General features: G+C 32.8%; 24 protein-coding genes, 1 tRNA gene and 1 riboswitch. Of the genes, 7 read left to right on the top strand and 18 right to left on the bottom strand.

Annotated features, from left to right (window positions below; translation table 11 throughout):
• Positions 1–3: 3 nt before the first annotated feature.
• The 3 genes from IW18_RS06715 to IW18_RS22645 all read left to right on the top strand — a co-directional run bounded on the left by IW18_RS06715 (position 4) and on the right by IW18_RS22645 (position 3764).
• On the top strand, positions 4–1584 hold the full coding sequence (locus IW18_RS06715; protein WP_041516831.1) for a DUF4957 domain-containing protein: 1581 nt from the start codon (positions 4–6) through the stop codon (positions 1582–1584).
• 224 nt (positions 1585–1808) lie between these two features.
• Positions 1809–3170: a hypothetical protein gene (locus tag IW18_RS22640; RefSeq protein ID WP_052480104.1), complete on the top strand. Its 1362-nt coding sequence runs from the start codon at positions 1809–1811 to the stop codon at positions 3168–3170.
• A 12-nt stretch (positions 3171–3182) separates the two neighbouring features.
• Positions 3183–3764 (top strand): DUF6705 family protein, encoded by a 582-nt coding sequence (locus IW18_RS22645; RefSeq protein WP_052480105.1) that lies wholly within the window; start codon positions 3183–3185, stop codon positions 3762–3764.
• A gap of 95 nt (positions 3765–3859) precedes the next feature.
• On the opposite strand, the gene IW18_RS06730 is transcribed toward IW18_RS22645, so the two are convergent.
• The 11 genes from IW18_RS06730 to IW18_RS06780 all read right to left on the bottom strand — a co-directional run bounded on the left by IW18_RS06730 (position 3860) and on the right by IW18_RS06780 (position 16676).
• Positions 3860–4432 (bottom strand): pentapeptide repeat-containing protein, encoded by a 573-nt coding sequence (locus IW18_RS06730; RefSeq protein ID WP_041516832.1) that lies wholly within the window; start codon positions 4430–4432, stop codon positions 3860–3862.
• 43 nt (positions 4433–4475) lie between these two features.
• A complete protein-coding gene (locus IW18_RS06735; protein WP_041516833.1) occupies positions 4476–4676 on the bottom strand; it encodes a hypothetical protein in 201 nt (66 codons plus the stop codon).
• A 69-nt stretch (positions 4677–4745) separates the two neighbouring features.
• Entirely contained in the window at positions 4746–5666 is a 921-nt protein-coding gene (locus IW18_RS06740; protein ID WP_041516834.1) for a helix-turn-helix domain-containing protein, read from the bottom strand.
• A 3-nt stretch (positions 5667–5669) separates the two neighbouring features.
• Positions 5670–6233: a DUF6642 family protein gene (locus IW18_RS06745; protein WP_041516835.1), complete on the bottom strand. Its 564-nt coding sequence runs from the start codon at positions 6231–6233 to the stop codon at positions 5670–5672.
• A 195-nt stretch (positions 6234–6428) separates the two neighbouring features.
• A complete protein-coding gene (locus tag IW18_RS06750; protein WP_052480106.1) occupies positions 6429–6803 on the bottom strand; it encodes a hypothetical protein in 375 nt (124 codons plus the stop codon).
• 285 nt (positions 6804–7088) lie between these two features.
• On the bottom strand, positions 7089–8651 hold the full coding sequence (locus IW18_RS22650) for a PKD-like domain-containing protein (RefSeq protein ID WP_052480107.1): 1563 nt from the start codon (positions 8649–8651) through the stop codon (positions 7089–7091).
• A 21-nt stretch (positions 8652–8672) separates the two neighbouring features.
• Positions 8673–9827 (bottom strand): YncE family protein, encoded by a 1155-nt coding sequence (locus tag IW18_RS06760; RefSeq protein WP_041516836.1) that lies wholly within the window; start codon positions 9825–9827, stop codon positions 8673–8675.
• Positions 9828–9853: 26 nt separating this feature from the next.
• Complete coding sequence (locus IW18_RS06765) at positions 9854–11902, bottom strand: TonB-dependent receptor plug domain-containing protein (protein ID WP_052480108.1); 2049 nt, start codon at positions 11900–11902, stop codon at positions 9854–9856.
• Between the two features lie 100 nt (positions 11903–12002).
• A riboswitch (cobalamin riboswitch) is annotated at positions 12003–12233 on the bottom strand.
• Between the two features lie 191 nt (positions 12234–12424).
• Positions 12425–15820, bottom strand: coding sequence for a polysaccharide deacetylase family protein (locus tag IW18_RS06770; RefSeq protein WP_041516838.1), 3396 nt, complete (start codon positions 15818–15820; stop codon positions 12425–12427).
• A gap of 399 nt (positions 15821–16219) precedes the next feature.
• Positions 16220–16477, bottom strand: coding sequence for a hypothetical protein (locus tag IW18_RS06775; protein WP_041516839.1), 258 nt, complete (start codon positions 16475–16477; stop codon positions 16220–16222).
• Between the two features lie 125 nt (positions 16478–16602).
• A tRNA-Met gene (locus IW18_RS06780) sits at positions 16603–16676 on the bottom strand.
• Positions 16677–16830: 154 nt separating this feature from the next.
• Here IW18_RS06780 and IW18_RS06785 point away from each other — a divergent pair.
• Together IW18_RS06785 and IW18_RS06790 are read left to right on the top strand one after the other, a co-directional pair.
• Positions 16831–17223: an START-like domain-containing protein gene (locus tag IW18_RS06785; protein WP_026984135.1), complete on the top strand. Its 393-nt coding sequence runs from the start codon at positions 16831–16833 to the stop codon at positions 17221–17223.
• Between the two features lie 54 nt (positions 17224–17277).
• A complete protein-coding gene (locus IW18_RS06790; RefSeq protein ID WP_041516840.1) occupies positions 17278–18117 on the top strand; it encodes an aminotransferase class IV in 840 nt (279 codons plus the stop codon).
• Here the strand turns inward: IW18_RS06790 and IW18_RS06795 are convergent.
• The 7 genes from IW18_RS06795 to IW18_RS06825 form a co-directional block, all read right to left on the bottom strand.
• On the bottom strand, positions 18114–18674 hold the full coding sequence (locus IW18_RS06795; protein WP_041516841.1) for a YqgE/AlgH family protein: 561 nt from the start codon (positions 18672–18674) through the stop codon (positions 18114–18116). The two genes, IW18_RS06790 and IW18_RS06795, sit on opposite strands and share 4 nt — an antisense overlap.
• Before the next feature lie 128 nt (positions 18675–18802).
• Positions 18803–19075 carry an HU family DNA-binding protein gene (locus IW18_RS06800; protein ID WP_017498096.1) on the bottom strand — a complete coding sequence of 91 codons (273 nt, stop codon included), beginning with the start codon at positions 19073–19075 and terminating at the stop codon, positions 18803–18805.
• A gap of 180 nt (positions 19076–19255) precedes the next feature.
• Positions 19256–20203: a methionyl-tRNA formyltransferase gene (gene fmt / locus IW18_RS06805; RefSeq protein WP_041516842.1), complete on the bottom strand. Its 948-nt coding sequence runs from the start codon at positions 20201–20203 to the stop codon at positions 19256–19258.
• Positions 20203–22098, bottom strand: coding sequence for a RecQ family ATP-dependent DNA helicase (locus IW18_RS06810; protein ID WP_041516843.1), 1896 nt, complete (start codon positions 22096–22098; stop codon positions 20203–20205). Before IW18_RS06810 ends, fmt begins: the two co-directional genes overlap by 1 nt.
• Before the next feature lie 64 nt (positions 22099–22162).
• Positions 22163–22696, bottom strand: a complete 534-nt coding sequence (locus tag IW18_RS06815) for an AAA family ATPase (RefSeq protein ID WP_041516844.1) — start codon at positions 22694–22696, stop codon at positions 22163–22165.
• A 294-nt stretch (positions 22697–22990) separates the two neighbouring features.
• Complete coding sequence (locus tag IW18_RS06820) at positions 22991–23605, bottom strand: hypothetical protein (RefSeq protein WP_041516845.1); 615 nt, start codon at positions 23603–23605, stop codon at positions 22991–22993.
• A gap of 17 nt (positions 23606–23622) precedes the next feature.
• On the bottom strand, positions 23623–24540 hold the full coding sequence (locus IW18_RS06825) for an alpha/beta hydrolase family protein (protein WP_041516846.1): 918 nt from the start codon (positions 24538–24540) through the stop codon (positions 23623–23625).
• 269 nt (positions 24541–24809) lie between these two features.
• Between IW18_RS06825 and IW18_RS06830 the strand changes: the two genes are divergently transcribed.
• Positions 24810–25106, top strand: coding sequence for a DUF493 family protein (locus IW18_RS06830; protein WP_041516847.1), 297 nt, complete (start codon positions 24810–24812; stop codon positions 25104–25106).
• A 3-nt stretch (positions 25107–25109) separates the two neighbouring features.
• Positions 25110–25829 (top strand): DUF4290 domain-containing protein, encoded by a 720-nt coding sequence (locus tag IW18_RS06835; protein WP_041516848.1) that lies wholly within the window; start codon positions 25110–25112, stop codon positions 25827–25829.
• The last annotated feature ends 7 nt before the right edge of the window (positions 25830–25836 follow it).

The raw sequence follows: 25836 nt of genomic DNA on the forward strand, positions 1-25836 counted from the left end.
ATTATGATGAAAATAAAACATATACTAAAAGGATTAATAGCCACATTGGTACTTACTTCTGCCATTTCGAGCTGCGAAAGTTATAATGAAGGATTGTTAGACGGTATAGGAAATTCAAGAGAATTTTCTCCTATCGCTCTTACAGCAAAAATAAGAACTCAAACATTTGTTGAACTTAACTGGACAGTGAATGCAGCGGCAGATCATTATACAGTAGAATTTAGTGCAGATGATCCAGACTTTAAAGTAATCTACAAAACACTTCAAGTTACAGGATCTCAATTGCCGTTAACAGTTCAGCTTGAGGGTGAAACTACTTACTCTATAAGAGTTAAAGCAGTGACAAACGGATTAGCAGATTCAAAATGGTCTGTAGTAACGGCAACAACACTTTCTGAGCAACTTTTCTTCCCTGTACAACCAGCAGATATTGATTCAAAACAAGTTACGCTAAGATGGGCACCAAATAGCACAGTTACTCAAATTTCGGTTATGCCAGGAAATATAATTCGTACTATTACTGCGGCAGAAAAAACTGCAGGTGTTGCAACGATAACAGGTCTTACAAGTGAAACGGCTTATACGGCTACTTTGTTAAATGGTGCTAAGAAAAGAGGAGTGGTGAATTTTACAACAGGAATTGATATTGGTACCGGTATTTTGGTTAAGGCAACAGATGATTTAATGCAAAAAATTGCAGATGCAGCATCAGGAGCTATACTAGTTTTAGAACCTGGAGACTATACTGCTGATAATCAAATTGGAGCAATTACTTTGAACAAATCAATTACATTAAGAGGGCTACGTCCTGCTAATACGCCAAAACTTCATGTGAATTTTGTATTAGGTACCGGATCGGGTAATGTGAGTTTGATAGATTTAGATCTAAAAGGAGATAAAGGAGCTGCCGGAGCTGCAGTTTCAGTTGTTAAATACAATGATAATAGTGTTAGCTATGGTACATTATCAATAAGCGGTTGTAATATACATGATTATGGAGTTTCATTAATTAGTGCAAACTTAACTGCTGCTAAAATTACTTCAATAACTGTTGACAATACTGTTCTTACAAATATATTGACAGTTGGAGGAGAGTTTATTGACGTAAGAGGTTCTCAAGTAGCACAGCTTACACTTAAGAACAGTACTTTTAACAATTGTACATCTTCAACTGCAGCAGCAAGACATTTTATCCGTATGGATGCGGGACTTACAGGTTTAACTTCAAATGTGTTAATTGATAGTTGTACTATATTGAATCCAAATATGCTTGCAACAAGTGCCAATTCAATTTTGTATACACGTTTTGTAACTACTGTAATAGTTGTTCGTAATACATTGTTTGCCAATACACCGGCACCATATACAAGAGAAGCGGTAACTCCAAACCCTACATTTTCAAATAATAATTATTTCAATTCACCAAATTTAAATGCAAATCCTCTTCCGCTTGCAAATAACAGACCAGATGCATCTGGTACTGCGTTGAATCCACAATTCACAAGTGCTGCGACTGGAGATTTTACAATAGGTAACCAAACTTTAAAAGACAATAAAGTAGGAGATCCACGTTGGATAAAATAAATTATTTAAGTTTTTAGTTGAGAAAGGGATGCAGTTTATTTGCATCCCTTTTTTTGTGCTTTAATTTTTGGTAGGTATATTTAAGAAGTAGGTTTTTGATAAAAAAAGAAGATAATTATTACTTTTTTTAACTAAATAAAAACAGTAATGATGTTTTTTGTAGTAAAAAAGTTATATATTAGTAGTGTTGGAACTATTGGCCAATAGTTGTTGTTTTTTAATTTATGGGATTAATAAATCCTTTTCTGCCTGCATTCAGCGAAATAGAAAAGGTGAATTATAATATTATGAATAAGAAATTACAGAAATTTAAGGCTTTAAAGAAAGTTGCTCTTTTTGGTTTTATGTTAGTATTAACCAATTGCCAGGTTGATGATTTGGGGACAAAACAATTGAATGATGATATTCAAACAGTAAGTATCGATGAGGCAAAAAAGTTTTTGGCACGATCTAAGAATAGTACTTCATCTAAAATGTCTAATATAAATGAAAATCTAGATCTAGATAAAATTACTCAAGAAAAATTAAATGGTAGTGATCAGTTGTTGACAGTAATACCATTTAAGACAAATAATAAGTTTCAAAATGATAGAGTTTTATTAATAAATGAAAAGAATGAAATAAAAAGTGTTGTTTTTAGTATGTACCCCGATGATAAATTTGATAGTAGTGGTTTTTCTGGACAAATTTTTATTTATTCATTAGATGGGAATTTTATTAATGGTTACAGAGCAAAGGATGGAATTATGATTACCCAGTTTGTAAAGACGGATAAAAAAGCATCCCCAACTGCTAAATTAGGAGGTGAGCTAAATGAAGTTGTTATTCCCGGGAGACCAAAACGGGCAGATGCCGTTCAATACGATATGATCTATAGTAATGCTGGAGGTCAAGGTATGTCTTGGGATACGGTAGGAGGTATTACAGGAGGAGGAGGTTCTAATGGTACAAACCCTCCTGTTGCAGATGTAAATCCATGTGATAAAATAAAAGAGCAAATAAACAATGCCTTATTTAATAGTAAGAAAGAGGAATTGAGCAAAAAAACGGGAGAGAAAGGAGAAACTGGATATTCTCAAAGTAAGAATGGACCATTTACAGCTCTAAATATGTCAGGTACCGATGCTTTAAATATCGATATTACCGATGATATGATTGGTTTTATGCATACGCATGTTGATGAATATGAATCTAACGAAGTTGATCCAGATGGCAATATTCAAATTAGGAAACCAATAAAGATGTTTTCACCTGCAGATGTGGGAATATTTTTGGGACTTGTAAAGAATGCTAAAACCAATAATGTTCCTATTGCAAATGTATATGGTGCTATGGTATCGAGTTCTGGAGTTTATGAATTGCGTTTTAATGGAAATCCAGATAATATAGAATCTTTTAATTGGAAAAAATTAGACGAAGTTTATAAAACATATTTTAAAAATGAAAGCTTAGAAATTGGATTTTTAAAATTTTTAGAAGAAAATGGAAATGTCAGTGGTATTGAATTATACAAAATAAATAAAAATGGAACCACAACTAAGAAAACATTAGGAACAAACAAAAAAGTAGTAGAAACAGATTGCTAAAAAAAAACATATATGAAAAATATAATAAAAGTAACGTGTTTATTAATGATAGTATTTTCTTGTAAAGGACAACAAATTGTACCTGTGGAAAAAGCAATAGAATATAGAGATGCTGGTAATGGTGTTCCTGATGGAATATATCTTAAAGATGTTAACAATTTACTCGACAAGTATGTAGGTACATGGATTGGTAGTGTGGATGCTAAAAGCTATACTTTTGTGGTAAGTAAATATAAAAATAATCTTTCAAGAGGTGTTTCTCAAGATGAATTGTTAATCCGTTTTCTAATAACTAAAAGTGACGGGACGATTATAGAGGATACTAGGAGCCTGCCCGATACAAGTCCTTATGTAATAAAAGGAGATTATTTTAATAAAACTGCAAGTTATTACACTTCTAATTATATGGGTAAAAACCCTGAATGTGGGCAAAGTGGTACGATTTTTATATCATTACCAAAAAAATCGGTTAATCCGCAAATGAAATTATTTCTTATGCCTGATCGAGATTTGATGGATGTAAAAAAGTGCCCGGGACAAAAAGTGGCAGAACAGGTATTACCTATAAAGTCAATATTTTTGACTAAGCAGTAGTTGTTTTTTTTGCTTTTAAATTATATAACAATTTTAGTTCAAAAAATAATAATAGGAAAGGGATGTAGTTTTACATCCCTTTTTTATTGAAAAAATCATTCTATATCCAAATCAAATTTTTCAAGTAATCCTGCAAGTGCAGAATGTGCTACTTTGGTTCTTTTAATTTTATTTTCAGAAGGATCGAAAGTGTAATTTCGAGAAGTTCTAAAATCAGTTTTTTCTAAAATACAATCCTGAAAAGTGGCATTAGCAAGATCGCAGTTTTTAAAAATGGTCAGAGATAAATCAGTATTCGAGAAATCGACATCTTTTAGAGAGCAATCAATAAAGTTCGTTTTCTTTAATTTTTTATAAATAAAAGTCGAATAATCAAGAAGACAATCCTGAAACGACATCGAAAATAAAAAGCTATTACTAGAACTAAAATCCAATCCCATTAATTTGCATCCAATGAATTTAATATTCTTTAATCCTGTGTTTTTAAGAATAGAAAGTGAAAGATTACAGTTTTTAAACGTACAATCTAAAAAATCAATATAGCTAAAATCGCTTTTAGAGAAGTTACAATTTATAAACTCACAATTTATGAATTCGTTATCTGATAATTTTTGATCAGAATAATCTATAGTGTCAAATGTTTTATTTTGGTGCAATGCAGCTTCCATTAGTATTGAGTTGAGGTTTAAAGTAGGGTATAATAAAAGCGTTTTATTCTAATTCGATACACTCGAAAACATCATTTTTTAATGCTATTTCGTTTATTTCTGCTTCGCTGTCAATTCTTAAAATATTATCGCAATCTTCCAGATCAAAATTCCAATAAGCATTCGGTAACAATTCGTTAAGGAATGTATTTGCGAATTCTAATTTCGATTTTGTGTCAATAGAAGTTTTATAAACATAAATCATAATTTGCTTTTTTTATGAGGCAAATTTCAATAAATGTTTCTTGATTTGATAGGATTTTATAAGCAACAATTAGGACTTATCAATCAATTTTCGGTATTGAATAGGAGTGATGCCTTCGTGTTTTTTAAAGAAACGACTAAAGTATGATTGATCTTCATGACCCACCTGCATTGCAATTTCGCTAACAGAAAGAGTAGTTTGAAAGAGTAAATATTTAGCTTCAAGTAAAATGGTTTCCTCAATCCATTTGGCAGCAGTTTTACCAGTTGCAGATTTTACAGATTTGTTTAAATGATTAGGCGTTATATTAAGTAATGAAGCGTAATAATTTACCTGATGGTGTGTTTTTATATGGGTATAAATAAGCTCTTTAAATTTTGTTGCAATAACAGAAGCGGCACTACTATTTTTAGATGTTTTAGTAGCATTTTTGTTCATTTCGCAAAACAAAGCCATTAAATACGATTGAACGAGGTCAAAATTATTGATTCCTGTTTCAAGATATGCGGCTTGCAAACGATTAAAAAGATTGGTAGCAAAAGAAGAATTTTCATTTGAAACAATAATTTTTGGATTTCCACCAATTTTTAGAAAATCAAAATCACGCAACATTTCGCTATTGCCATATTTACCAATTAAAACATCGGGGTGAAACTGACAGATAAAACCAACATGTTTCGTGTTGATATTTTCTATAGAGAAAATTTGTCCTGCCGGAACCACAATCATTTCATTGGCATTAGTCTGATATTCTTCGAAACCAATTTTTATAACATGTATTCCCGAAGTTACAAAAAGAATAGTATGACAACTGTGTTTTGACGGAGGAACGGTGTAACGTAGCTGCATCATTTCTTCCATTTTTAAACAAAAAAAATGATCTGAATTTGATTTAAAAAGCAAATGTATCGGATTTTCTAAACCAAGGAATTTTTCTCGAAATCCTTTCGCACCGTACGTTTTTATCTTTTCAGCCGTTTTGCTTTTCATACCTTAATAATACAATCTAAAATCGAGCAATTTACACAAAGCATAATGTTTTTGGTATAATTCTTCGACCACTTCTGTAATGTCATCATTTTCCTGATACAAACTAAAAAATGCTTTATCGATTGTACTGCAACTTGCAATTTTATTATAAGTCGATCCATAGCCGGAAATAGCTCTTGCCCCGGTAATATCCAGAAAATATTGAGCTTCCTCGTCGTTTAAATCTAAAACCTTTAAGTTGGCAAAATGAATAATTTTACCTTTCATTTTACCTTCAAAAAGTTCAGCTATTTCTTCAAGACTATAATAGTAATCGTGAAGACAAATGTTGTTGGGTTCGCCCGGCATTACTAAATAAATAATTTCATAATCTTTAAAATTATGATCTTCATAAAGCAATACATTCAAGCTTTCTTCTAGTCCTTCGATCGTATCACAAGTTTTGTAAATACTCGCAATACCATTATCAATAGCTATTTCCTCAAGATTTTTAACCACTTGAGTAATCACATTATTATCTACGTCAGGAACGCCTTCGAGGCAGAAGATGAATTTTTCGTAATCCATAACATTATGTTTTCCGGTTACTGATGAGTGATAAAAAGATCACTTTGTTTTCGTTTTCACAAAAGTATTTTTTATTGCCGAAAAACAGCTATTCAGATCATTTTTTAACGCATTTTTGACATTGAAGAAATTCTAATGAATATTTAGCGTAAAATAGCTCTAATAATTTAATATAAAAGTTAAGTTGTTTCGATATTAAGAGAATAATCGTTGCCACCACTTTTGTTGTGGTTTTTGGAGAGTTTGATTATCATTTTTAATTTCGATCTCTCTTTTATGTCCACAAGCAGCACAAAAAGAAGCTTTGGAAGTTCTATAAGGTTTAGAACAATTTTCGCATGGCGGACCATATAAATCTATGCGGTGATGCATAATGGCATTGGGTTCCGTTTCTTTAAAACCAGTTATCTCTTCATAATAATTTAGCAACTCTTTAAAACGTTCGATTCTGGTCATGCTGCATTTTCCTTTTTCAAAACCAGCACGATAAAGTTTAGATGCAATTAAATGTTCTTCAGTATTCAACATCGGAACTTTCATTTTACATCTCCAACACCAAAGATTTTCCATATTGCTCTTTAATTATAGTATTGAATGTATTGTTTTTTAAGGTTTTAGCTTTTTGTTTTAGCTAAATTATATTTGTTTAATGAGAATAATTTACGGTTTTTCTCATTTTAACACAAAAGTCGTTTTTATGGCTGTTATATTACTAAGTAGAAATACCCGAATTTAATTTGTGATTTAATTAAAAAGCATAAAAAAGCGGATTAGTTTTGGCTAATCCGCTAGTTTTGAATTTATAATTCCCTAAGTTTTTTAGACTAAAAATCTAATAGATTTAAGATTTAATAATTAAAGATTTAGATCTTTAAATCCTGATACTTCTGTAGAAACTTCTCCTAACCATCCGCCTTCGGCTCTGTTAGAATTGTAAATTTTAATAAAATTAATTCCTTTTAATTTTACAGATTCTCCTTTAGAATTAACGGCCCAACTAATGTCAATTTGCCCTCTTACATCAGCATTTGCCCAGTTGTCAGTGTAGCCCCAATCGTAAGCAGGATTTGCCCAATTCGTTCCTTTTCCTCCAGATTTGTCGTAAATATTCGATTTTAAGAAAGTTCCTTTAAAAGTAATAGTATTAGTTCCTTTCCACATTGGGTAGTAAGTTTGTTTGTGGTATGTGTTTTTAGAAATATACCCACTTTGTCCTTGATTATCTGTCCAGCGAATGTAATTTGGTTCGTTCGGATTTGTAGGTTCAGCTTCCGGTTTGTAATAAGTCAATTCATAGTTTTTGATAGTCGTTGCTTTTCCGTGTTCAGAACCAGCAATTTCAAACCATTCGTCATCAGCTTTTTCGTTACCGTTGGCATCGTAAGAAACCATTACAATTCCAGGTTCAGCCCAGTCTGTAAAAGCATTACCAAGTACAACAAAATCATTACCTTCTTTGTTGATAATAGTATGGTCAAAACCAAATTGAACATATCCTCCAAAACCTCCAAGACTTACCATGCTTCCTGTTGTTAAAGCTGTTTCTGCTTTTACACGCATAGTCTCATCTGTATCTGCGGCAGTTGCAGCAGGTAATGAATTTGTAAATTGTCCCGGAGCAGGAAAAAAGTCAAATACCTGTGTGATTCTGTTTAAATATGTTTTTTCGTTTACAGTTAAAGCAAAAGTTTTAGAATTTTCGCCAACACCATTTTTTGCTCTAAATTCAATAGTGTACGTTCCGGCAGTTGCAAAAACACTAAATAAATCTGTGGTAGTCGAAACTTCTTCATTGTTCACTAACCACTTGTAAGTTGCACCAGCAGCATTTGCCAGTTGAGGTTGTACTCTAAACCATTGCATTTTATCAATCGCAAAACCTCCTGTTGGAGTAGCAATCGTGATTTCCGGAGCGCTGGCAACGATACTTATTGTACGGCCATCTGCAAATGTAAAAGTCATAATACCATTAGCTATAGCTACAGCCGTAATTTCGGCAGCATCTTTTCCTTTTTGACCAGATGCTGATATTCCGCTGTCAACACCATTAATCGTCCAGTTTCCACTTGTACCAATAGTGATTTTTGGAGCTTCGCCTTTTTCACCTGTAGCACCTTTTGCAGAACTTCCGGTATCAACACCATCAATCCACCAATTGCCATTTGCACCTATTTTGATAAATGACGAAGTATTACGAACGGATAATTTAGTTCCGTCGCTCATCGTAATTACATAACTGCCATCTTTTGTTTCGTAACCTACTACATAAAGACGTTTGTTAAGTACGTCAAGTAGGTTTTCGTATTGTGCCATTCGGCTTTTTAAGTCGTTGACATCATTTCTCAGATCATTAATATCATCTTTATAACAGCCTGACAAAAGCAGGACAACAGATAATGCAAGTAGAATTTTCTTCATGTTTTAAAAAATTATTGGTTATTAGTTTTTGATTGTTTTCTTTAGTTTAAAGGCAAAATGTGCAGGGATATCTCCTGTAATAACAGTGAATTTGGTATTCCCGTTTTTATCCACACAATACAATTTTCCGGGAGATACATAATCTCCGGCATCTGTTATGAATACATTTAGCGAAATTGGATCGACTGCTAAACCGTATGGCGTTTTTATTTCGTCGCGAACTGCTTTTGGCAGGAAACTTTCAGAAAGTAAAGTTTCGGTTTTAACATCAATCATAGAATAATTAATGATCCAGTCAAAAGTGCTGTAGCTAAATTCAGATCCTATTATGTAAGCTTTGTCTCCCACAATAGTAAGATTCGAACAAGCAATATCGAAGGTCTTTTTGATGTTGTCTGTTTTAGTATCAATTACAAAAAGTTTTGATCGAACATCATAATAATCTCCGCGTGAACTTACATATAGATCTCCGTCGCTATCCGCTTCTATTCGGTGTAAGTTTATGGCAACATCAATATCTTTAGTTTTGGTGAACGTTTTTAGATCAATAACCGAAACAGTGCGCTCATAGTTTGGTGGACTATATCCGCCAGAATTGGCAACATATAACTTATTTCCAACTACAGCCATTTCTTCAGGTTGACGTCCCACTTTTACAGTTCTCGTAATTTGAAGAGAAGTGGTATCAATTTCGGCAACAAATCCGTTAGGAGAATTATCGCCCAATTGTACTTCGCCATCGTAGGCGCTTGCATAAGCTTTTCCGTTCGTAAAAGTTATATAACGACAATTTTTTACATCAATAACCTTTAGGCGTTTAGTTGTAACGGCATCCATAACTTCAATTTTATTCGAATTATTGATAACCGCATATATTTTTGTTCCGTAAATTCCAATGTCATTACCAACATCTCCCAAGCCCAAAGTAGCTTCAGGATTGGCCTGACCGTAAACATTTCGTCTGTAATTTCCAGTTTCATAATCATAATAATCCAATGAAGCTTTGTTCATATTCATATTACCCTCATTAAGTAAATAAAATCCTTGTACAGTAGTTACAACTTCGGGAGGTAAAACCTCTACTTCTTCTGGAATAATAGGATCTTCTTCTTGACATCCCTGAAGTCCAATTGCCGCAAAAGCCAGTATTAGCCAAAATTTGAAATTTGTTTTCATGATCGAATATTTAATTATTAATTTTTTTAAAGTTTTATAGATAGGTTAATACGGTAGTTTCTTCCGGGCATTGGAAAATTTAGTACAACATCATAATATTGATTGAAAAGATTGTTGACTTCGGCTCCAATTTTTATAGATTGTTTTAAAAATTTTCCATCCCAAATTACCGCCATGTCGCTGGTGTACCAAGGTTTTACATAGTTTACAGGGATATTGGCTTTTTGGCTGTATCGTTCTCCTGTATAAATAAAACTGTAATTCATTTGCCAGTTTTTCCAGTTGATAGATGAGGTAACTGTACCACTGTTTTCTGGAGTATAAGGTATTTGATCGCCGTATGTTGTGCCTTTGGGAGTAACATCTATTGCTTTTTGATAGGTATAACTCAATCCTAAGTCAAGAAATATTTGCTCCGGAAGTTTAAAAACGAAGTTTGTGTTGAGCTCTAAACCTTTTATATCTACAAGACCAAGATTCATCATCGTCCATCTAAAAAGGTTAGACGATGGCATGGCTACAATTTTGTCTTTAACACGATTGTAGTAAACATCTGCTTGAAAAGAAGCTGATTGTAAAAACTTTTTAGGCTCAATAATATAAGTGGTTCCAAAGTCATATTGAGTCGTAAATTCTGGGCGTAATGAACTGTTGCCAATAAAAGTATAATAGAGATCATTGAAAGTTGGCATTCTAAAAGACTCTTTATAAAACGCCCGAATTCTGAAATTTTTAGTATCAAATGGCTGAAATGAGGAAGATAGTACAGGGCAAAAAACGTGTTGACTATCGCCTTGCTGATAATATTTGACTTGTTCGTCAACATAAGCGCCGAGTAAATTGGCTTGAATGTCAAGTCGTTTCCAGTGCATTTCTGTAGACAAAGCGCCTAAATAAGAATATCGGGTTGGGTAGGGGAAACGGTATAAATTTGCATCGAGCGTATTTATAGAAAAATCAGTAGCGAGAGATATTTTCCACCATTCTTTAATCGTATACTGATTAACTACAGATGCGTAAAATTCGTTTTGATAATATTTGTTGTCTAATGCGCCTTCGGTAGTTTTGTAATCAGGATCGATGTAACGGCTGTAATCTCTGCTGAATTTTACATTGGCGAGCAATTCATATTTTTTAGAAAAAGAGTTTTGAAAGGAGCCGTGAACAAAAAAGTTTCTATCCCATTGACGCTGATAATAATTATATCTATTGGCTAAAATTGCACCCGGAAGTCCACGTTCAGAGTCGTAATAGTATGCTTTAAGAGAAGCTTCACCACTTTTTAATTTTGCGTAAAGATTCAGTTCGCTTCTTAAAGCTGTAATGTCTCCATTTTGGCGAACTGCTGTAGTGTCGTAACCGTCTTTTTTCTGATATCTGTATTTGTATTTTCCATCGGCGGTTAGCCATTCAGTACTTGCTGTTAAAGAGATCGATGAAGATAGTTTTTGCTGATATAAAACAGAAGGATTAAAAAGTCCAAACGATCCTGCTTTAATAGCAGCTTTTATATTTGCTTTTTTGCTTCCTGAAAATTCAGGGATTTTTGTTTTTAAGAAAAGAGTGTTCGAAGAGAAAAAACCTCGTGCAGGCTGAAAAATAGTAGACTTTTGTCCGTTGTAAAGTTCAATCGTCTCAATATTATCTAGAGAGTATTTTCCTAAATCAACCTGACCATTTTGAGCATTACCTACGCTCATTCCGTCATAAAAAACTGCCGTGTGTGCACTTCCAAGACTTCGTACATTTATGGTTTTAAGGCCGCCAATTCCTCCATAATCTTTTAGTTGAACACCCGAAAAATAACGAACCGCATCTGCAACCGATAAACTATTGAGTTTTTCCAATTGTTTTCCAGATAAAATCTGGACAGGCATTGGCGATTCTAACTTGAACTCACGTTTGCTCGTTGTTAAAATAACCTCTTTTAAGGCATGTGTTTTTAAAGAATCGGGCCCTTTATTTTCTTTTGATGGATGATCTTGTGCGTAAATAGGATTCAATGATGAAACCCATAGAAGCAAGCATAATCCACCATGTAGCAGGCGAAAACGCCTATAAATACATGAATGCATAGCAAAATACTCTATTTAACTAAATAGTTATTAACGGAAAAATTAAAATCAAATGTTAGTTTGATATGTGTGTTTGTTCAGAGCTCTGGTCCACGAAAGCTTGAAGTTAATTGCAGTGGCAGGTCTCCTGACTTATTCCCATTTTGATCGGCCTTCCCACATTAAAAATGCAGTGGCAAAAGATTAGATTTAGAAAACTTAAAAGCTTTAAATCTGCCAAAATGTTGCATGGAATTTTACAGTAACGGGCTTGTTCAGGATTTGCACCTGATTCCCTCTTCGTTAACTACACTTGAAAAGTTGTAGCTAAACCATTGCGGGTGCAAAGGTAGATAAACTCTTAGTTTTATTTATAGAAAAAAAACGTTTAATTTTTTTGACACGTTATTTTCGTAATAAACATGGGGCTTTACAACGTGTTTTTGGTTGTTGTAAATTAAATTTCAATGATTGTAAAAAAAGAAAACTGTGTAAAAAAAATATTGATTTTACACAGTTTTGTATTAGTAGTTTTGGTGAATTCTATTTTACAGATCCAACGTTTCCGGTGCGGGTTAATACACCCCATTGTTGGCTTTCGCCTTTAATGGCTCTTCGTAAAGCTTTAAATAATATGACATACATTAACTGGCGATAAACAAAGCGTTGCGGAATCAACCAGATTAATTTAGTGAGTTTTTCTTTCTCAAATATAAAAGCAACTACACTAACCAACATGTCAACCAACATAAAAACAATATAATAAATACCAATTTTATGTAAGCTATGAATATCGTTATGATTCCAAATTAAACTCAAAATCAATACTAAGTCTGCCAATGGAGCAAAAATAGGAAGTACTATTTGAAAAATCAAAACGTTAGGTAACGAAACCATTCCTAAACCTTTGTACTTTGGGTTGAAACAAGCGTCTCTGTTTTTCCAAAAAGCCTGCATAATACCATAACTCCATCTAAAACGTTGTTTCATAAACTCCTTCAAACTTTCCGGAGCTTCAGTTATAGCAACAGCCTCGATACAATTTACAATATGATAGTTGTTTCGTAATATTCGAATTGTTAAGTCGCAATCTTCTGCCAAAGTATCAGTCGTAAAACCGCCCGCTTTTTCTATGGCTTCTTTTCTAAAACCGCCAATCGCGCCCGGAACAACTGTAATGCCATTAATTAAATCAAAAGCTCTTCGGTCAAAGTTTTGCGCAGTAGTATATTCGATACTCTGCCATATAGTAAGCATCGTATTCTCATTTCCTACCTTTACATTTCCTGCTACGGCACCAACTTCCTGCTTGTTTTTTAATTGTATTCGGAATCTTTTCATTAATTCCGAAACAGCATTAGTCTTAAGTTGAGTGTCGGCATCAATACAAATAACATATTCGTTTTCGGTAAGTTCAATTCCGCGATTCAGTGCAGATGCTTTTCCGCCGTTAGGTTTCGTATGAATTTTTACAGTTTTGTTATTTTCAAATGCATCTTGTACCATTTTAAAAGTATTGTCTTTTGAGCCATCATCGACAAAAACAATATCAAAATCCGGGTAATCTTGCAGCAATAAATTTTCAATAGTTTTTACAACATTTATTTCTTCATTATAAGCTGGCACAATAATGCTTACTTTTGGATGAGAACCAACAATTGGATTATAAACAGGCGGGTATTTATGATCTTTCCACTTTTTTGCAAATGCCATTCCGGCCATAAGTAAAATGCGTACAAATCCTAAAATGATTGCGACCCAAAAAGTAGCCGTTATAAAATTACCAAACCAATATCCTAAATCAAAAATGAAGTTATCGATAGATAAGAAATTACCTTTTGCTTTTGGCATAATTTCATTCTTAGTTTTACCTAGTAAATGAGATACAGTTGTAAATTGAATTCCTTTATCCTTAAAATACTTAATAATTCTTGGTAAGGCCTCTACAGTTGCCTGTCTGTTTCCCCCGGCATCATGAAGTAAAATAATTCCTTTATCAGGATCAGCTTCATATTGTTTTATTGTTCTCGAATAAATGCTGTCTGCGCTAACGCCAATTTCCCAATCATTTGGATCAATACTTTCTCCAACCGTATAATAATTGTGAATTTTACTGAGAGCTACAGGCTCTAATTCTGCTTCAGTCGTTGGTTCCGCATCGGCATTGTAAGGAGCTCTAAAAAGAACAGTACTTCTTCCTGTAACAGCTTCAATTAATAATCTGGTAGCTTCCATTTCAGACGTAGCACGTTCAGTACTTACCAATGCAATATTAGGATGAGTAAAAGTGTGATTGCCAATTTCGTGTCCCTCATTGTAAATCCTTTGTAATAAAGGAATATTGCTTTCACCTTGCAAGCCAACTACGAAAAAAACTGCCGGAACTTTTTCTTTTTTTAAAATATCTAATATTTGTGGAGTATAAGTAGGATCAGGACCATCGTCAAAAGTAAGAACAACTTGATTGTGAACATTTCCAAACTTACTAATTACGTATTTGGTGGGTAGTTGTTCATAATTTTGTTCTGTAATAATAGATTCAACAGGATTAATCTCGAGGTTTATTTTTCCGGGTTGAGGATCAGTAAGGACATCTAAAATTTCGCCATCGCCAATATAATCCGGAGTTTCAAATCTAGTCGTAACATGTTTAAGAAGGTCAAAATCAAAAGGTTTTTTCTTAAGACTTTCATTTGTTAAACTTCGATTGTAAAAAGTCCATAATCGTTGGTCTTCGCTGCCCAATCGCCATAAAGCAGTTCCTGCAACTCCATACTCATCGGCAAATCTAATAATATTGAAATTAGTTGCAGCATCAGTAAAATAAACAGAATGTGCTTTTTTGTTGCCGTCTAAATAAGAGAAAGAATTGTTATAGCTGTCATTATTGAACTTTATTGTAGCGCCATATTGTTTTGCCAAAGATATTGCTTCGTTGTATGTTATTGTTGTAGCCTGGCTGCCTTTTTGCCAATCGTATCCATAACCGGCGAAACAAAGTATAATTTTACTTGATGGAATTTCTTTTGCAGTTTGATCGAGCGTTCTCTCAATCCATTTTTGACTACTAATATCTCCGGGTGTACTACCACTATAATGTTCGTCATAAGCCATGAGAAACATATAGTCGTTATATTCAGATAATTTTTTAATATTAAAATCATCATCGTTCGGCATAATATCCTGAGAAACGATGTAGCCGAGAGAATGTAGTTTTCCGTAAAGTTCTTTTTGAAATGCAATTATAGGCTCGTCGCTGATTTCTTTAAATTCTTCAAAATCTATATTGATTCCTTGCAGGTCGTATTTCTTTAGATTTTTAATGATGTCGCTAATCAGTCTTTCTCTTTTGGTTTTATCATGAAGAATTCTGTGAATTAAATCGCCATCAAAGTCACCCTCTTTTCCAATAGATTGGTTGATGTTATTGATTAAAGGAACAATTTTTACACGACTTTTTTTCATTACTTTTAAAGCGGCAGTGTCAATTTCTGTGCGCAATAAATCGGTTTTTGGATCAATAAAAAACCATTCAGGAATAACCATATTAATTTTATGGACATTTCTTTGTAGCGAAAATAAACTCTGAGGATCCCAGTCAACATAAAAAACAGCTCTAACTTGATCTGTATTTAGCTCGGCAGGTTTAGTATTTATCTTTTTTAAATTTCGCTTTGCTCTCAAAAAATAATCAAACCCTTTGTATTTTTTTAATTCTTTAGCGCTTAGCTCAACTGGAGTTATAGGATTAGAAATGTTTTTTTCCTGTTTTGCATTGTTTCCCAAAAGAGGCAATGAAGGTTTTAATCCTTTTTTTAAAGTGATAATAAAAATTGGGATTAAAAGTATAATAGCGAATATAAATAGTCTGGTAGACCATTGAAAAGTTTTCCAGCGTTTTTGGGTATTAGTCTGGAAGATTTGTTTTTTGTCGTTCATTACTTTTACAACGTATTTTAAATTATAATTACTAGAAAAATATAAGAATTCTGGTGTTTGTTAATTTCCTGTGATGTAAAGTATTATACATGTAAAAATAAGAGAAATTAAAATACGAAATTACTAATTGTAATTTTTTTGATACGCGCAATAAAAGTTTTAAGAATGTTTAATTAAGCTTTTTTTATAAATCAAGTAGGCGTTTAGTAATAGCAGAATGCTTGATGTTTTTGATTTAAAACAAAGGAGCTTGAGATTATAAAAAAAGCGGATTAGTTTTTACTAATCCGCTTTTTTGAATGTTTTCATATTTATAACCAAAACAAAAGATGTATACCTGATTTCAATTTTTTAAAAAATGATCATCTTTTGATTTTTTTACTTCAACTCGTTTAGGTGTTATTTTTCTTCTTCTAAATTATCAACCGCAGAAATTTGGTCAAGAATGTTGGTTTGGTTGGGTGCGATATAGTTTTTGTTCTCCACAGCATTTTCTTTTTTGAAAAGAAGATCTAATGCATTGTAAAGTCTCAACAAAACGTCTTTGTCTTCCTTTTCAATCTCTAAAGCAGTATTAAAATTAAAAACGTAGTTGTTTGAATTGCGTACTTCTACTTTTATAGTTTTTGATGTGATTTTAAATTTGACAATATCCATATGTTTCTATTTAGAGTGATAGTTTGCTGTTTTTGTTGATCCCATATTTGAATTTATCACTAAGTTAGGGATTATTTTTAAATAAAAAACCCCTAATCAATTGATGATTAGGGGTTTATTTTTTGTAGCGAGGACGGGAGTTGAACCCGTGACCTCAGGGTTATGAATCCTGCGCTCTAACCAACTGAGCTACCTCGCCAAGATTGCAAGTGAACCGTGTTCCTCATTGCGGGTGCAAAGATAGAAATAATATTAATTGTTGCAAGAATAAAATGAAGAAAAAAAAATATTTTTAAAAATGCATTGTTTTTGGACATATATTCTTATATTTCCAAAAAAATTAAAAGTAGCACATGGATCCAAAAATACGTTACGAAATCGAGTTTCCGATCAATTCTTCGCCGCAATTATTGTATCAATATATATCAACACCGTCAGGTTTGTCAGAATGGTTTGCAGACAATGTAAATTCAAGAGGCGAATTTTTTACTTTCATTTGGAATGACTCGCAGGAAAAAGCGCGTTTGGCTTCTAAAAAAACTGGTGAAAAAGTTAAATTTAAATGGGTTGACGAAAGCAGTAAGGATACAGAGTATTTTTTTGAATTACATATCTTAGTTGATGAATTGACTAAAGATGTGTCTTTAATGGTTGTCGATTTTGCTGAAAAAGAAGAAGTAGGAGAAGCTAAACAATTGTGGGAGAATCAGATCTCAGACCTGAAACATCTTATAGGTTCTGTTTAGTAAAAGTCTATTTTATACCTTATATTTGCCCTGAACAAAATTCAGGGTTTTTTTATGATCAATTTTAACGGAAATATAGTTGCGCAGGATGATAGTGCATTAACTCAAAATCGCGCTTTTTTGTATGGAGATGGTGTTTTTGAAACATTAAAAATAGTCAATAATAAAATTTTATTTCTTGAAGATCATTATTTTAGACTGATGGCTTCAATGCGTGTGGTTCGTATGGAAATTCCAATGAACTTTACAATGGAATATTTTGAAGAGCAAGTTTTAAGTTTGCTTCAGAAAAAAAATATTTCAGCCTCAGCCAGAGCCCGAATTACTGTATTTAGAAACGATGGTGGTTTGTATTTGCCAAAAACCAACGATGTTTCATATTTAATTCACGCAACACCACTTGACAGTACAGCATACGCTTTAAATTCTGCTGAATATGAAGTTGATTTGTATAAAGATTTCTACGTAACCAAACAATTATTATCGTCTATTAAAACGACTAATAAGATGATTAATGTTACTGGAAGTATTTTTGCTCACGAAAATGGCTTAGCAAATTGTATTTTAGTAAATGATACTAAAAATGTTGTTGAAGCATTGCAAGGAAATTTATTTATGGTTGTGGGTAAAAAACTTATTACACCGCCAATTTCTGAGGGATGTTTGAACGGAATAATGCGTAAGCAAATATTAGCTTTGGCTAAAAAAATAGAAGGTATCGAAGTTTCGGAAGAAATAATTTCGCCATTTGATCTTCAAAAAGCAGATGAATTATTTGTGACCAATGTAATCATGGGGATACAACCGATAACTAAATATCGAAAAAAAGTATTTATAAATGATGTGGCTCAATTATTAATACAAAAGCTAAATGAATCCATATCCGAAAATTAATTCAGATATGGGTTTTCAGGTGCATTTGACCAAATAAGATAATCGCCACCAAGCTCAATAATTTGTTCTTTCCAAAAATGGGTAGTTGACTTTCCAATAATTTTATTTTTGTAATTATTATCAGCAATAATCCAAGAGTTTGCTTGCATTTCATTCTCGAGTTGATTTTCGTCCCAACCTGTATAGCCTAAGAAAAAACGGATATTATTTTTATTAATTGATCCGTCATTTATTAAGTCTTTAGTCGATTCAAAATCACCTCCCCAATAAATTCCATTAGAAATCTCGACACTATTCGGGATTAATTCAGGAATATTGTGAATAAAATATAAGTTATCCTGTTCAACAGGACCTCCGTTGTATATCTTGAAAGTAGCTTCAATTTCGGGTATTAGGTCATTAATAGTGTACTTTAAGGGTTTATTAATGATAAAACCAATTGATCCTTCTTTGTTATGGTCTGCTAATAAAATTACCGATCTATTAAAAGATAAATCTCCAATTATAGAAGGTTCAGCAATAAGCAGGTGTCCTTTTTTTAATTTTTCTGAAATCATACGGCTACAATTTTTATTAAATTTAATCATAAAATTTTAAAAAACCCAAATAAAATCGTTAAAGCGCATAAAAAAACCCTTCATAAGAAGGGTTTTGATTATATTATAAGTTTAGAGAACTTTCTTACTTAGTTCACTGCACCTTCTAATTCAGCTCCAGCTTTGAATTTTACAACATTTTTAGCTGCGATTTGAATAGTTTTTCCTGTTTGTGGGTTTCTACCATCTCTAGCAGCTCTAGCAGATACTGACCAAGATCCAAAACCTACTAATGAAACTCTTCCACCTTTTTTCAAAGTAGCTCCTACGTTTCCTAAAAATGATTCTAAAGCCAATTTTGCCGCAGCTTTTGTGATTCCTGCATCAGCAGCGATAGCATCGATTAATTCTGATTTGTTCATAATAATTAGTTATTAATTGTTGGTTAAAAAAAATTGTTAATACACAAATTTAGTAGGAAATCCGTTCCTTGCAAGTGTTTTCTTTAATTTTAGCAAAAATTGTTAATAACTTGCTTTTTTTGTTCATAAAGCGGGTTATTCATCGATCAAAAACAAGTAGAAACCCCTGTTTTACTGACGTTAATAGACTTTTGCGCTATCAGAAAAAGTTATTCCATTAAGTAATTCTGTTACTTGCATTCTCTTTTTTCCTGGTAATTGTAAACTTATTAGTTGTAAAAAGCCATCTTGTACTGCAATTTTGATTTCTTTTTTGCTGAAAATCAATTTTCCTGCCTCATAAGAATGAGCTTCAGAAATCAATTTAGCTTCGTATATTTTAATGCTTAATTCTTCATCTTTATCTTTTAGAAAACACCACGAAGCTGGATATGGGCTTAAACCTCGAATTAAATTATTGATTTCTGCTCCGGATTTTGTCCAGTCAATCTTGCAATTTTCTTTGTTGAGTTTGTAGGCTGTTTTAATTTCGACATTATCTTCTTGAATTGTAGTGGTCACATTTCCTTTTTCGATAATTTTTAATGTATCAATTACGGTTTCGCTTCCTAATAGCATTAATCTGTCGTGTAATTGTCCTGCGTTTTCTTCCGGTTCAATAGCAATTTCAGAATTTAAAATCATTGCTCCCGTATCTATTTTGTCGTCAATAAAGAAAGTCGTTACTCCTGTTTTAGTTTCTCCATTAATAATAGCCCAATTAATTGGCGCTGCACCACGATAATTTGGTAATAAAGAAGCATGAAGATTAAAAGTTCCTAAACTAGGCATTTCCCAAACTACTTTTGGTAACATTCTAAAAGCAACAACAATTTGCAAATTGGCATTTAAAGATTTTAGTTCGGCTAAAAAACTCTCATCTTTTAAGTTAGTTGGCTGCAATAAAGTAAGGTTGTTTGCTAATGCATATTCTTTAACTGCTGAATATTTTATTTTTTGTCCACGCCCCGCCGGTTTATCAGCAGCAGTAATAACGCCAACAACATCATAATCGTTTTTAATAATGGTGTCCAAAATGCCTACAGCAAATTCTGGAGTTCCCATAAATATAATTCTCAATTTTTCCATTATGTTTTTAAAGTGTATTTATTATTTGGAAGTATAGTAATATGATTGTTTTCTAATAATTCCTGAAGAGCTAAAATAATATCATTAGCATCTAGTTTTATTTGAAGCTGAATTTCTCTCGAAGTCAAAGCGGCAGATTTTAATAAATGTAAAATTTTATCGGCAATCAAATCAGCTTCGGTGATTTTTCCTTTCTGAGTAATGCAATACGAACAAACACCGCAATTCTTATTGGTTTCTTCTCCAAAATAATCCAGAATCAATCTGTTTTTACAGGTTTTGTTTTCCTTTATATAATGTAGAACAGACAAAAGTTGCTCTTCTTTTAATTTGTTTTGTTTTTCTAGATATTTAGAAACTCGGTTTATGGTTAAGTCATCTTCGCGAACTTCATTAAATAATATAGTAGCATCATTATTTTTTGATTTGTATTCGATTATTTCTTTTTCCTTTAATTTTTCTAAAACTGCCACAACTTGTTCTTCAGTATGTTGTGATTTTTTTGCAATTAACGAAAGATTAAAAGGTGTTTTCATTTCGTAAACACCTGGATAAGTTCTTAAAATCGCAAGAATAATTTCTTCGTCATTTGGATTCAAACTCATGTATCGAATCACTTCTTTAGACTCAATTAAAAACTGTAATGTAATCTTTTCTGAAAATTCCTGCGACATCGTAATGATTCCCTGCTGATTTAAAAATTGCAAAGCATTATAAGTTTTTAAAGTAGGGAAGTCGTATTTGCCACAAAAATGATTCAGTTTAAACGAAAACGAGTCATCTAAGCCTTCGCCATATGCAATCTGAAAATAATTGCAAAGTTTGACATACATTGTTTTTAGAAACTTCTTATCAGGTAGAACATTCAAAAATTGTTGTTCTGTTTGAGTTGCGTCTGAGTTATTAAAAAGTAAAACCGAATAAGCTTTTTCGCCATTTCGGCCCGCTCTTCCAGATTCTTGGTAATAATTTTCGAGGTTTTCTGGCAGTTGGGTATGAATAACCGTTTTTACATTGTCCTTGTCAATTCCCATTCCAAAAGCATTTGTGGCCACTATAACTTGTGCTTTTTCAGACATCCACAATTGCATGTTTTTGTCTTTTTCTTTAGATGAAAGTCCACCGTGATAATATGTTGCGTTAAAACCTAAAGATTGTAATTGTGTTGACATATTCAAGCACGATTTTCTGTTTCGCACATATATAATAGAGGGCTGCGGGTTTTTCTTTAAAATTTGTTCTACACGATACAGTTTATCTTCGACTTCAAAAACCATGTATGCAATATTTTTTCTTTCAAAAGATTGCTGAAAAAGTACAGGGCTTTTTAAACCTAATTCGGTTTTTATATCTTCAATAACTCTTGGAGTTGCCGTAGCAGTCAAGGCTAAAAACGGAATCTTTGGAAAGTATTTTTTTAGTTCTGAAATTTTTAAATAAGCTGGACGAAAATCATGTCCCCATTGCGAAACACAATGCGCTTCGTCAATTGCAATTAAATTTATAGGAAGATTTTTAATGCGTTCTAAAATCCAGTCCGATTGTAAGCGCTCCGGCGAAAGATATAAAAACTTATAATTTCCGTATTGGCAATTGTCCAGAAGATCAATAATTTCCTCGGTATGAATCCCGCCAGTAAGAGCAATCGCTTTAATATTGCGTTTTTGTAAATTTGCCACCTGATCTTTCATCAAAGCAATTAAGGGCGAAACTACTAAACAAATTCCTTCCTTCATCAAGGATGGAACCTGAAAACAAATCGATTTTCCGCCTCCGGTTGGAAGCAGGGCAAAAGTATCCTGACCGTCCAAAATCGAGTCAATAATCTCCTTTTGCAACGGTCTAAAACTGTCGTGTTTCCAGTATTTTAAAAGAATTTCTTGCGCTTCAGGCATTAGTCTTGTTTTAAAGTTAAAAAATTTAGAAATCAGTTTCTAGTTTTACAACTTTAAAACATGCCTAAATTTTATCTAAGATATAAAGAATTCTGTTCTCAACCGTATCTTTAGGTACTTCAATTAAGTTATATCCGTATTTTTGATAGGTTTCAACAAGATGTTTTTGTATCGTTAATGCCTGTTCGAAATTTTCGTAACGTTCAGTGTCGCTTTCGTAAATTTCTTCCCACGGCGGTAAAATAAAAGTTTTAGAATATTTAAAGTCTTCACAGGCTTTAACAAAGTGCTCCGGGTATTCGTCGCCAATATAATCCATATAAGCAGTAACATCGGGAATTCCGCGATCTATAAAAACTACATCATGAGGTTCTTCAAGTGCACTCTTAAACTGCTTAATACGGCCTTCCAATAACATTTCGCTAAACAACAAAGGTTGTTCCAGGAACAATTGTTCGATACCGCGTTGCTGTGCTTCGAGTGTAACTTGTCGTGAAATTTCAGGGTAACAACAGTAGCCACGAGCTACTAATTCGTTGATAAGAGTAGATTTTCCCGTTCCCGGGCCACCAATGAGAACTATGATTTGTTTTTGCACTTTCGTAAAATAAAGCGCAAATTTACCTAAACTTATTGTATTTAAAAAGATTATTTTGCCTTGAGCGAATGATTTCGCATTTTTTTTATAATTATTGCCGCAACTGGACTAAAGTCCAGCTCTACAAAATGAATTGTTCCTTTGGAACTTAAACCAAAAAGAGTCGCGGGCTAGGCAAATATTGTAGGGTTGGACTTTAGTCCAGTTATAAAATGGAAGGTAGCAAGTTTTGAATGTTTTTATGTTTAGCCGTTGGTTTTAACCAATAAATTAAATGATTTTATGAGTTTGGCTTTAGCCAAATATCCTCCACCATTTCTTTTTTATTTCTTGAGCATAAATTCTTGGAATATCTTCTATTTGGTTTCCGTCAAAATCTATAACATATTCATTAGAGTCAAAATCAAATAATCTAATTGCATTGTCTTCAATAGTTAATTCATTATAGCCCTCAGGATTGAACCAAATGTCTCGTCCGCCAAAACTCCAAATAATTTCGCCTTCTATTGATATTCTGAAAATTAGTAATTCTCCACGAATAATAAAGTCATTTTTTAATTTATGGATAGAGAAATTTGTTGCTAAATCGAATTCTTTATGCCAGATTAATTTTAATGAGGGAATTTCTAGGCAATAGATTGTATTGCCGCTAATAACCCAAATTTTATCATCTTCAACAATAAAAGTATCTTCAAATATTCCACTTATACTATTGGTTTGGTAAATTGTAATATTAGAAATTTCAATTCCAAATTCTTTAAGTATGATAAAGTGACGACTTCTGTATACTGGAACTTTTTCCTCGCCACCAAAATAAATTTGATTATTTTTTGGTTTAATAACTGAATCCCGATTGTTATTATAATCATAAAGTAATTCAATTTCAAAATTTTTGTAGTCAATTTTCATTGTTTTAGCTTTAAAAATTACTCACAAAACAAATATTTTCCATTACCCGCATCTTTTTTCTTAGAAGGAATAATAATATGCGATTCGAATTTCTTTCCTTTCAAAACATTATTCGTAAAATCTAAAACATATTGTTGACCTTGATGAAAAAGGTAACCTGAAAACTCATGTCCGCCTCCGCAAAAAGTAATCAATTCAATGTCCTTATGTAAATCATTCATATGATTGTAAACAGCATAAGAGCCAAAAAGAATCAACCAACCCGAAGCATTTGTAGGGCAGGAGCGATGTGAGCCCGCGCTGTAAGGAACTGTGTCGTCATTACTTCCGTGTGCCAATAACATTGGGATTGCTTTTTCTTTTGTAATTAAATTAATATCCTGAATCGCTCCAGAGCCTCCAATAAAACCGGCATATTTGAAGTTTTCTGGTAAATTGTTTTTGTATAAATTCATGAGTTTGTAATCCCAAAACGAAGCGTGAAAACCAATTTCAGCACCGGCACTAATTCCGGAAATAAAGATTTTAGACGTATCGAGATTGTATTTGTTGGCATTTTCAATCAAAAATGAAGTTGCCTGCCACATATCGCTTACACCAATTTGAATTGCCTTTATTTTCTCGGTTAAAGTTCCTTTGCAACCAAAATCTTTTCCTTTCATATATAAACTGTATGAAATGCTCGCAACCGCATAACCGTTTTTTGCCATAAACATTCCAAAATCTTTCTCGCTCGTACGTTCTCCGCCGGAGAAACCTCCTCCAAAAGCAAAAATAATTAACGGAATTTTTTCATTAGATTTTTTCTGAGGTAAGTATAAATCCAAATCCAGTTTGATGGTGTCATTTTGAAAATAAGTCATCGTTTTGATTTCTTGTGCTTTTGTATTTTGAAAATTGAGAATAATGAAAAGTAAGAAGATGATTTTTTTCATGGTATAATGTTTTAATCTCGCAAAGACACAAAATTGTCATGTGAAAGTATATAGGGTTTATGTGAAAGGCTTTGTGGATTCGTGACTTTGTGTGTAAATTTCGCAGCAATGTTTTATCAAATATAAGAGGAAATTTTACAAAGAAATAATGTTGTAAAGTTTTTTTCTCTGCACCTTTGCACCTTTGTAACTCTGCACCTTTTTTCTAATTAAAAATTCTAAAAAATCTGAAATCAAAACCGTATATTTGCGTTTATTTTTAATTACGAATGGAAAACGATAAAGAAAAAAACACCGCCGAATTTTACGAAAGATTAAAGGTTGAGTTGGACAATTCAAATACTTGGCCAGCAGAATACTTGTATAAATTCATTGTCCCTTCTGTAGATGATAATGTAGAGCGAGTTGAAAAATCCTTTGATGGTATGGGAGCAGTTATTAAAACAACAAAATCTAAAACAGGTAAATTTACCAGCGTTTCTATAGATGTTACCATGCATAGTGCTGATCAAGTGATTATCAAGTACAAAGAAGTTTCTACTATAGAGGGTATAGTTTCATTATAACTTATGAACGAAAAATATAAAAAAGAAGTCGCGAATGATGTTGTTTTTAATTTAGAATACAATTCTGAAAGACAACGTTTAATCATTCCAGAATACGGTCGTCATTTGCAAAAACTGATCGATCAGGCTACTGCAATCGAAGATGCTGAAACGCGCAATAAAGCCGCAAAATACATCATTCAGGTTATGGGAAGTTTAAATCCTCATTTGCGTGATGTGCCCGATTTTCAGCATAAATTATGGGATCAGCTTTTTATCATGTCTGATTTTAAATTAGATGTAGAATCGCCATACCCAATTCCGTCTCGCGATGTATTGCAGTTAAAACCAGATGTTTTACAATATCCGCAAAACTTTCCGAAATACAGATTTTATGGTAATAATATCAAATATATGATTGATGTTGCTAATAAATGGGAAGATGGCGAAATGAAAAATGCATTGGTTTTAGTAATTGCCAATCATATGAAAAAGTCGTATTTGAGCTGGAACAAAGACACCGTAAAAGATGATGTGATTTTTGAACATCTATATGAATTATCTGGTGGGAAAATTAATTTGTTGCAAAGTACAGAAGAACTTTTAAACACGACAGATTTAATGCGTACCAATAAACGTATGTCAAACAAAATTACGCCAGCCGGACAGCCAAAAATTCAGAGTAATAAAAACAACAATAAAGGGGGTAAAAAACCTTTTGTAAAAAATAACAATCAGAAATAAAAAGGTA

This window comes from Flavobacterium hibernum, assembly GCF_000832125.1.
Lineage (GTDB): Bacteria > Bacteroidota > Bacteroidia > Flavobacteriales > Flavobacteriaceae > Flavobacterium > Flavobacterium hibernum.